Origin of the sequence: Marinobacter sp., assembly GCF_048259445.1 — a bacterium.
Taxonomy (GTDB): Bacteria; Pseudomonadota; Gammaproteobacteria; order Pseudomonadales; family Oleiphilaceae; genus Marinobacter.
On sequence record NZ_JBLXHQ010000051.1, the window covers coordinates 1 to 7092 of the forward strand.

Here is a 7092-nt window from a genome sequence, read left to right on the forward strand (position 1 = left end):
TGCTTGTGCCCAATGTTAAAAACGTGGGCCAGCTTACCCTGCTGGAGATTGCCGACGAGGTAACCCGGCTGACCGAAGCGGCCCGGGAAGGCCGGGTAAGCCAGGCGGATCTCAAAGGCGGCACCATTACTATTTCCAACATTGGCGCACTGGGCGGCACTTACGCCTCGCCCATCATCAATGCTCCGGAAGTGGCAATTGTGGCGCTGGGGCGCACCCAGAAACTGCCGCGTTTTGATGCCAACGGCCAAGTGGTGGAGCGTTCGATCATGACGATCAGTTGGGCTGGCGATCACCGCATTATTGATGGCGGCACCATCGCCCGATTCAATAATCTGTGGAAGAGCTATCTGGAATCACCACAAACCATGCTTCTCCACATGGGCTGACCGGAATGGCGCGACCAGACCCGTCATCGCAGGTGCCGCAACCGGCTCAGCTGCAGCAATTCTACATCCCGGAAGAGCAGTCGGTTTACCTGCTCAGCCACGACGATGCGAGAAAGCTGAAAGACTGGGTTGAGCTGTGCACAACCCAGCTCAGGCAGATGGGCTATGCCGACATCTCGATGATCGGCAAGGGCGCCTACGGTTTTGTGTTTGCCGGCAGGCTGCCGCTGGAGGGCGCGCGCGATCTTGACCATGTATTCAAGTTCACCCGCATCACCCTGCCCCAGCACCTGCACGACCGGTTGGAAGACGAAGCCTATATTCTGGAACAGGTCGAGCACCCCCGGGTGCCCGGCCTGGTCGCCTTCCACCGCGCAGGCAGCCAGCCTATTCTGGTTATGGAGCGGGCACCCGGTTTTAATCTGGAGGAAGTATCTCTGGAGCAAGGCCGGCTGAGCCCGCGACTGATTATCCGCATCGCGGATCAGTTGGCCGATATCCTGCGCCACCTGCGGCGCGAATCCGACAACGAACAGCGCCCCATCGTGCACGGTGATATCAAACCATCCAATCTGGTATTTGATGCCGAAACCGAGAATATCGCGCTGATCGACTGGGGCTCCTCGGTGTTTGCCCAGCTGGACGCCAACCAGCAATTCCTCAGCCCCAGCGTGATGGAGCTGATGTCCGACAACTTGCAGCAAACCAACGCCCGCCTGGGCGACGTTTACTTCATTGGCGAAGAACAGCTCTATGGCGGCCTCTCATCCCCAAGATTTGATGAACAGGGTGCTGCGGCTACGCTCTACGCGCTGGCCTCTGGTCAGTCCTGCCGCTTTGGCCATCAGGCCATACCGGCCACCTCGCTTGGTTTGCCCATGGAATTTGCGCGCATGCTGGAAGGCATGTTGGACCCGGACCCCATTCTGCGAATGCGTGCTGGCGACCATTACCTTAAAGAGATGCCCCGCATGGGCCGCACGGTGATGATCGACCTGCCCGAACCCGCGCCCGTACCCCTGGTACCCATCTGGACGCGAATTTCCGAACGGGAAATCGACACCGTTGTGTACAGTTCCCGGAAATCCTTTCTGCGCCAGGAAGGCGCGCCCGAAACCCTGAACGACGTCAACGATGTGCAGCTCGATCGCTACTACAAGAACTTCATGCAGGGCATGGGAGAAACCGAAAAAGCGTTCCTCGCCGCCGTCAGCCGGCTTGGCCGTTATCCTGTAGAAGGCGGGCTTGCGGTGCGCTGGGAGCCTGATGGTATTTACGTGGATACCTCCTTGAACCTGCACGATCCGGAACTTAAAAACGCCTTCACCACAGCCGTAAACAACATGGTCAACCTGGCCCAGGCAATTTACCGCCAGGGTATCTTCAAAAGCTGCCTGTTCAACGCCCGGGACACGCTGCACATCGAGCGCGACGATCCAGAGCAACCGTTCATCGCACCAACCGAAATGCGACTGCCTTATCAGGTGAGCTCGGCGCCGGAAGTGGAAGATCGTTCACGGGTGCACTCCTACTTTGAAGACGGGCCGGACCCGGAAGAGTTTCTGGTACTGCCGGAAACCATCATCAAATCCCTCGAAGCGCTCAATACCATCCGCCACACTGGCATGATCATCTTCGAAGCCCTGCCCAAACACCTCAAAATCCACAGTCAATATCGACTGCTGGATCCTGAGAAGGAAGACGAGTTTCGCCAGCGGCTGGACGAAATCCTGGCGGCCGTAGATCAGATTACCGGCCTGGGCGTATCCGGCTTTATGAAAATGCCCTACAAGGACACCCGCTTCTTCCCGCACATCGAACGTCTACCGGAACGCTATTACCCCAGAAATCCAAGACAGGAAGCCTCAGAAGCAAGCTAATTCCCGGCGAGCAACTTATCCGCTTCGCAAACAGGTTCGATTGGTTTACGATGCGCCGCCATATCGCCTTCCCGCTGAAAACTGCAGGCTGCCATGTCCTCCAATTACCTTTATACCGACCTGTCTGGCTATTACGACTTGATGTGCGCGGATATCGGCTATCGCGCACAAAGCGACTGCGTTCGAAGGTTGCATCAGATTTTCGGCAATGATGGATACACGCACCTGGACCTGGCCTGCGGGACCGGCCCTCATATTCGCCACTTTATTGATTTTGGATACCAGAGCAGCGGCCTGGATATAAACCAACCCATGCTGGAACAGGCGAGAGAGCGGTGCCCGGAAGCAGAGTTTTCATTAGGCGATATGTGCGATTTTGAAGTTGATGAACCTCTGGATTTGATCACCTGCTTCTTGTACTCCATCCACTACAGCGATGGCATCGAAAAGCTGAAGCAATGCATCGCCAGCGCACATCGGGCACTAAAACCGGGTGGTGTGTTTTGCTTTAACTCCGTCGACAAAAACAAAATTGATAACAACCTGTTTGAGCGACACACCGTAACCCGGGGGGATAGCCTGTTCACCTTCCGCTCCGCATGGCATTACTGCGGAGAGGGCGAGAAGCAAGGCCTCAAACTCAGCATCTCGAGAACGACAGCCAGCATCACTCAGTCATGGAACGACGAACACCCTATGGTGGCTGTGAGCTTTGAAGAATTGCTACAGATTCTGCAGCCCTTTTTCGACGTCCATATTCTTGAGCACGATTATGAAAAGATCATGCCGTGGGACAAAACATCGGGAAATGCGATCTTTGTTTGTGTGAAAGCGTAAGCCGGTTACTGGATTTTCCAGCCCCGCACTGGTAACTTTCCGGGCAGATTTATCATCAGATAAACATACCTTCAAGGATTGAAGATATGCCTCAGGCAAACGGATTGCAGTTCACCGCGCGTGTCGGTGAGCTTCCCTCAGACGTGTTCTCTGTCGTCAGTTTCGCACTGACAGAAAGCCTTTCGGAGCTTTTTCATGGCCGCCTGATCCTGGCCAGCACCGATCCTGCCATTCAGGGCTCTGACGTACTGGAACAGCCCGCAGACCTGGTGGTCTGGCAGGATGGCATTCCCCTTCGCCGTTTTACCGGTGTAGTGAACGAGTTTGCCAGGGGCGACACAGGCCATCGCCGCACCCTCTACGAGGTGATCATCCAGCCGCCGCTGTGGCGTTTGGAGCTGATGCACAACAGCCGCATCTTCCAGACCCAAACCGCTGGAGCCATCGTGCGCACCCTGCTGGAAGAGCGGGGCGTTGTGGATTCGGTGTTTGATCTCAAGCGTGGGCCCCAGGAGCGGGAGTACTGCGTGCAGTACCGGGAAAGCGACCTGGCGTTTATTGAGCGGCTGGCCGCAGAGGAAGGCTGGCACTATCGTTACCAGCACGGCAGCGTAGATGGCAACGGACAGCCCGGCCTGATCATAGCCGACCATCACGGCGACGCGCCCAGACTGGCAGCCGCCGAATACAATGGCAAAGCCGGCGGAAGCGCTAAACAACAGGCCGTGTTCCGCTTCCGCTACGAAGAGCGAGTCCGTGCCGCCTCAGTAGCCATGAAGGACTACACCTTCAAGAACCCGGCCTATGCGCTGATGCATGAACAAAGCGCGGCCAGCACCAACCAGCGCCCGGACTACCAACACTTCGACTACCCGGGCCGATTCAAAGCAAACGCCAGCGGCCAGCCGTTTACCGAGGCCCGGCTGGACGCCCTCAGAAATGACGCCAACACCGCCAATGGCGAAAGCAACCGCCCGGATTTCACCTGCGGCGCCAAGGTAGAACTCACCAATCATGACAGCGCCAGGCTAAACCGCGACTGGCTGTTAACTGCCATCACTCACGTGGGCGAGCAACCCCAGGCACTCGCAGAAGAAGGCGGCTCTGAGCCGACCACCTATCACAACCTGTTCTGCGCTGTTCCAGCCAATAAAACCTGGCGACCACGGTGCGACCACCGCCCACTGATGGACGGCCCGCAGATTGCGATCGTTACTGGCCCTGACGGTGAGGAAATTCACTGCGACGAGTTTGGCCGGGTAAAAGTGCGCTTCCCTTGGGACAGGCACAGCCGCAGCGATGAACACAGCAGCGCATGGTTGCGCGTAAGCCAAGGCTGGGCCGGCGGGCAATATGGTTTTATGGCGTTGCCAAGAATCGACCACGAAGTGATCGTCTCCTTTCTTGATGGCGACCCGGATCAGCCCATCATCACCGGCAGAACGCACCACGCCACCAACACACCGCCCTACTCCCTACCAGAGCATAAAACCCGCACCACTTTGAAAACCCGGACACACAAGGGTGAAGGCAGCAATGAACTGCGCTTTGAAGATGAAGCAGATAGTGAACAAATCTATATCCACGCCCAGAAAGATCTCGACCTACTTACGGAAAACAACCGCACTGAAGTCATCAAAAATGAGTGCCACCTGACCGTTGAGAACGAACGGTTCACCCAAGTCAAAAACAACGATCACGCAACCGTAAACGGCGAGTACCGGGAGAGGATAGGCAGCGATTTCAGCCTCACCGTTAACGGCAGCCACCACAGCAAATTCGGTAAAGCCCAACTCATCGAAGCCGGCAACGAAATCCACCACAAAGCCGGCATGAAGATCGTTATTGAAGCCGGTGCGGAAGTGACCCTGAAAGCCGGTGGCAGCTTTGTGAAAGTGGATCCTGGTGGCGTGACCATTTCAGGGCCGCTGGTGCGGATGAATTCGGGAGGTGGGCCGGGGAGTGGGAGCACTGTGGCAGCAAAGGCGCCGGACACACCTGCATTCATTGCCGCAGGTGAAACAAACCGTGGCAGCCCCGATATGCTGGCTGTAACTGAGACCCGTCAAGCGGCCGCCCCTCAACATAGCCCTGTATTCAAATTACGTGAAGCTGCCAGGGAAGGTGCCCTGGCCAGGGCGCAGTGTGGCAAGCAACCTGATGGACGATGTTACTCTAGACCTTGCTCCTGCGAGGCGGGGGCCAATTAGAGGAACATCCGGCTAAAGCAACCAGCAACAACATTGCGAGATACTCCATACTCACTCCTTTGAGCATATAACACCTTGGCTTTGCGGCGTGCAGAAGCGCCAGGCACTTACGACAACGGCCGTTGGCAAAATGCTTGAATGCGCACTGCAATGCGCATAACCTGAAGCTACTCATCAAACAGCCACCTGGAGGTTCCGATGGCCGAACTCTACAACGCAGCCGCACCCAAAAAAGCAGCTAACCTCTCGATTAATAGCGATTTACTGCGTAAAACCAGGGAACTAAACATTAACTTGTCCGCTACTCTGGAGCGAGCCCTGAAAGAAGAGCTATCCAAACTCGAGTCTGCCAAATGGGTCGAAGAAAATCGCGCGGCTATTAGAAGTTACAATGAGTTCGTCGAACAACACGGATGCTTCGGCGACGAATTCAGGGAGTTTTGATGGCACAGTTCGATGTGTACCCAAACCCAAGCAGAACCAGCAAAGCGTATTACCCTTACCTTGTCGATATCCAAAGCAGCATGCTGAGCGAACTGGTAACTCGCATCGTCATCCCTCTGGGAAAACGTTCCGCCTTTGGTACCGAAGTCATGGAAGGACTCACGCCGGAAATCAGCTTTGACGACCAGGAACTTTTACTGTTAACCCCGCAAATTTCCTCTTTACCAGAAAAGCACCTCAACAACCCGGTTGGTTCCCTCTCGCACTTCAGAAATCAGATTATTGGAGCTCTGGACCTCGCGATCACTGGCATTTGACAGCTAATTCAGCGGGAAAATGAAAAAAGCCCCCGAAGGGGCCAAAAAAGTCACACATTAACGGCCAGTCGATCAGTGGCTGATCATCCAGGGCCGCATAGAGGGGAACATTTTCTTCCCGTCGGCGGTGTAGAACAACATCGACTTGCCAGGCTTCGGGGAACCACAACCGCAACTGCGGCTATGTTCTTTGTCGTTCTCCCGGCGGTCGGCGGTTGAGAACACCGGCTCGTGGCGGGAACGCTCATTCCTGTCCTGGGCCTTACGTTTTGCCGGGTCCATGGCTGCAATTTCCGGTGGTAGCACAATCACTCTGGCTGACAGCGCCTTGCAGGTGGGACATTCCGCCGGCTTGGCGCTGTCGGCCATGGTCGCCAATGTGTTGAACAGACCATGCTCGCGGCACTTGTAGTCATACACAGGCATGGCTGTTACTCCTTGTCTTTCGACAGCGGTACATCCATTCCCTCGGTAACCATCTTCTTCGGGCCGTCAGCGCAGGGGTTGATGTCGAAATCGAAGATGCCCGTTGGCAGCCAAAGTGTGGCGCAAGCGTTCGGGATATCCACCACGCCGCTTATGTGGCCTTCCACCGGCGCACAACCCAGAATGGCGTAGGCTTGGGCCTTGGTGTAACCGAACTTGGTCATGTATTCGATGGCGTTCAGGCAGGCCTGGCGATAAGCCACGTGCACGTCCAGGTAATGCTGGCCGCCGTCTTCGTCTACGGAGATGCCTTCAAAAATCACGTAATCGTCGTAACGCGGCTTGATCGGGCTGGGCTTGAACACCGGGTTCTTGATGCCGTATTTCTTGATGCCATCCTTGATCAGGTTAACCCGCAAGTGAATCCAGCCGGCCATTTCGATAGCACCGCAGAAGGTGATCTCGCCGTCACCCTGGCTGAAGTGAAGGTCGCCTACCGACAGGCCGGCACCGTCTACGTACACCGGGAAATAGATCTTGGAGCCACGGGAAAGGTCTTTGATGTCACAATTACCACCATGTTCACGGG

At 56.0% G+C, this 7092-nt stretch carries 8 protein-coding genes; 6 read left to right on the forward strand and 2 right to left on the reverse strand.

Annotated elements, in window-relative coordinates; translation table 11 throughout:
* From ACN0RL_RS19405 to ACN0RL_RS19430, 6 genes are all read left to right on the forward strand, one after another.
* Window positions 1-389: 2-oxo acid dehydrogenase subunit E2 (locus tag ACN0RL_RS19405; RefSeq protein WP_417519803.1), on the forward strand; the 389-nt coding region annotated here is incomplete at its 5' end.
* Window positions 390-394: 5 nt separating this feature from the next.
* Complete coding sequence (locus ACN0RL_RS19410) at window positions 395-2269, forward strand: protein kinase domain-containing protein (protein ID WP_417519805.1); 1875 nt, start codon at window positions 395-397, stop codon at window positions 2267-2269.
* A gap of 93 nt (window positions 2270-2362) precedes the next feature.
* Window positions 2363-3106: a class I SAM-dependent DNA methyltransferase gene (locus ACN0RL_RS19415; protein ID WP_417519807.1), complete on the forward strand. Its 744-nt coding sequence runs from the start codon at window positions 2363-2365 to the stop codon at window positions 3104-3106.
* A gap of 86 nt (window positions 3107-3192) precedes the next feature.
* Window positions 3193-5316, forward strand: a complete 2124-nt coding sequence (locus ACN0RL_RS19420; protein ID WP_417519809.1) for a type VI secretion system Vgr family protein — start codon at window positions 3193-3195, stop codon at window positions 5314-5316.
* A 198-nt stretch (window positions 5317-5514) separates the two neighbouring features.
* Window positions 5515-5760: a type II toxin-antitoxin system CcdA family antitoxin gene (locus ACN0RL_RS19425; protein ID WP_417519811.1), complete on the forward strand. Its 246-nt coding sequence runs from the start codon at window positions 5515-5517 to the stop codon at window positions 5758-5760.
* On the forward strand, window positions 5760-6077 hold the full coding sequence (locus tag ACN0RL_RS19430; RefSeq protein ID WP_417519813.1) for a CcdB family protein: 318 nt from the start codon (window positions 5760-5762) through the stop codon (window positions 6075-6077). The genes ACN0RL_RS19425 and ACN0RL_RS19430 overlap by 1 nt, the downstream gene beginning before the upstream one ends.
* Before the next feature lie 72 nt (window positions 6078-6149).
* Here the strand turns inward: ACN0RL_RS19430 and ACN0RL_RS19435 are convergent, their stop codons facing one another.
* On the reverse strand, window positions 6150-6503 hold the full coding sequence (locus ACN0RL_RS19435) for an FmdB family zinc ribbon protein (RefSeq protein WP_144775382.1): 354 nt from the start codon (window positions 6501-6503) through the stop codon (window positions 6150-6152).
* Between the two features lie 5 nt (window positions 6504-6508).
* On the reverse strand, window positions 6509-7092 hold a 584-nt coding region (locus ACN0RL_RS19440), incomplete at its 5' end, for an acetamidase/formamidase family protein (RefSeq protein ID WP_417519815.1).

Bases quoted from the DNA above. Each gene is read 5' to 3' on its own strand.
- ACN0RL_RS19410 (WP_417519805.1), top strand. From the start codon at position 395: ATGGCGCGACCAGACCCGTCATCGCAGGTGCCGCAACCGGCTCAGCTG.
- ACN0RL_RS19415 (WP_417519807.1), top strand. From the start codon at position 2,363: ATGTCCTCCAATTACCTTTATACCGACCTGTCTGGCTATTACGACTTG.
- ACN0RL_RS19420 (WP_417519809.1), top strand. From the start codon at position 3,193: ATGCCTCAGGCAAACGGATTGCAGTTCACCGCGCGTGTCGGTGAGCTT.
- ACN0RL_RS19425 (WP_417519811.1), top strand. From the start codon at position 5,515: ATGGCCGAACTCTACAACGCAGCCGCACCCAAAAAAGCAGCTAACCTC.
- ACN0RL_RS19430 (WP_417519813.1), top strand. From the start codon at position 5,760: ATGGCACAGTTCGATGTGTACCCAAACCCAAGCAGAACCAGCAAAGCG.
- ACN0RL_RS19435 (WP_144775382.1), bottom strand. From the start codon at position 6,503: ATGCCTGTGTATGACTACAAGTGCCGCGAGCATGGTCTGTTCAACACA.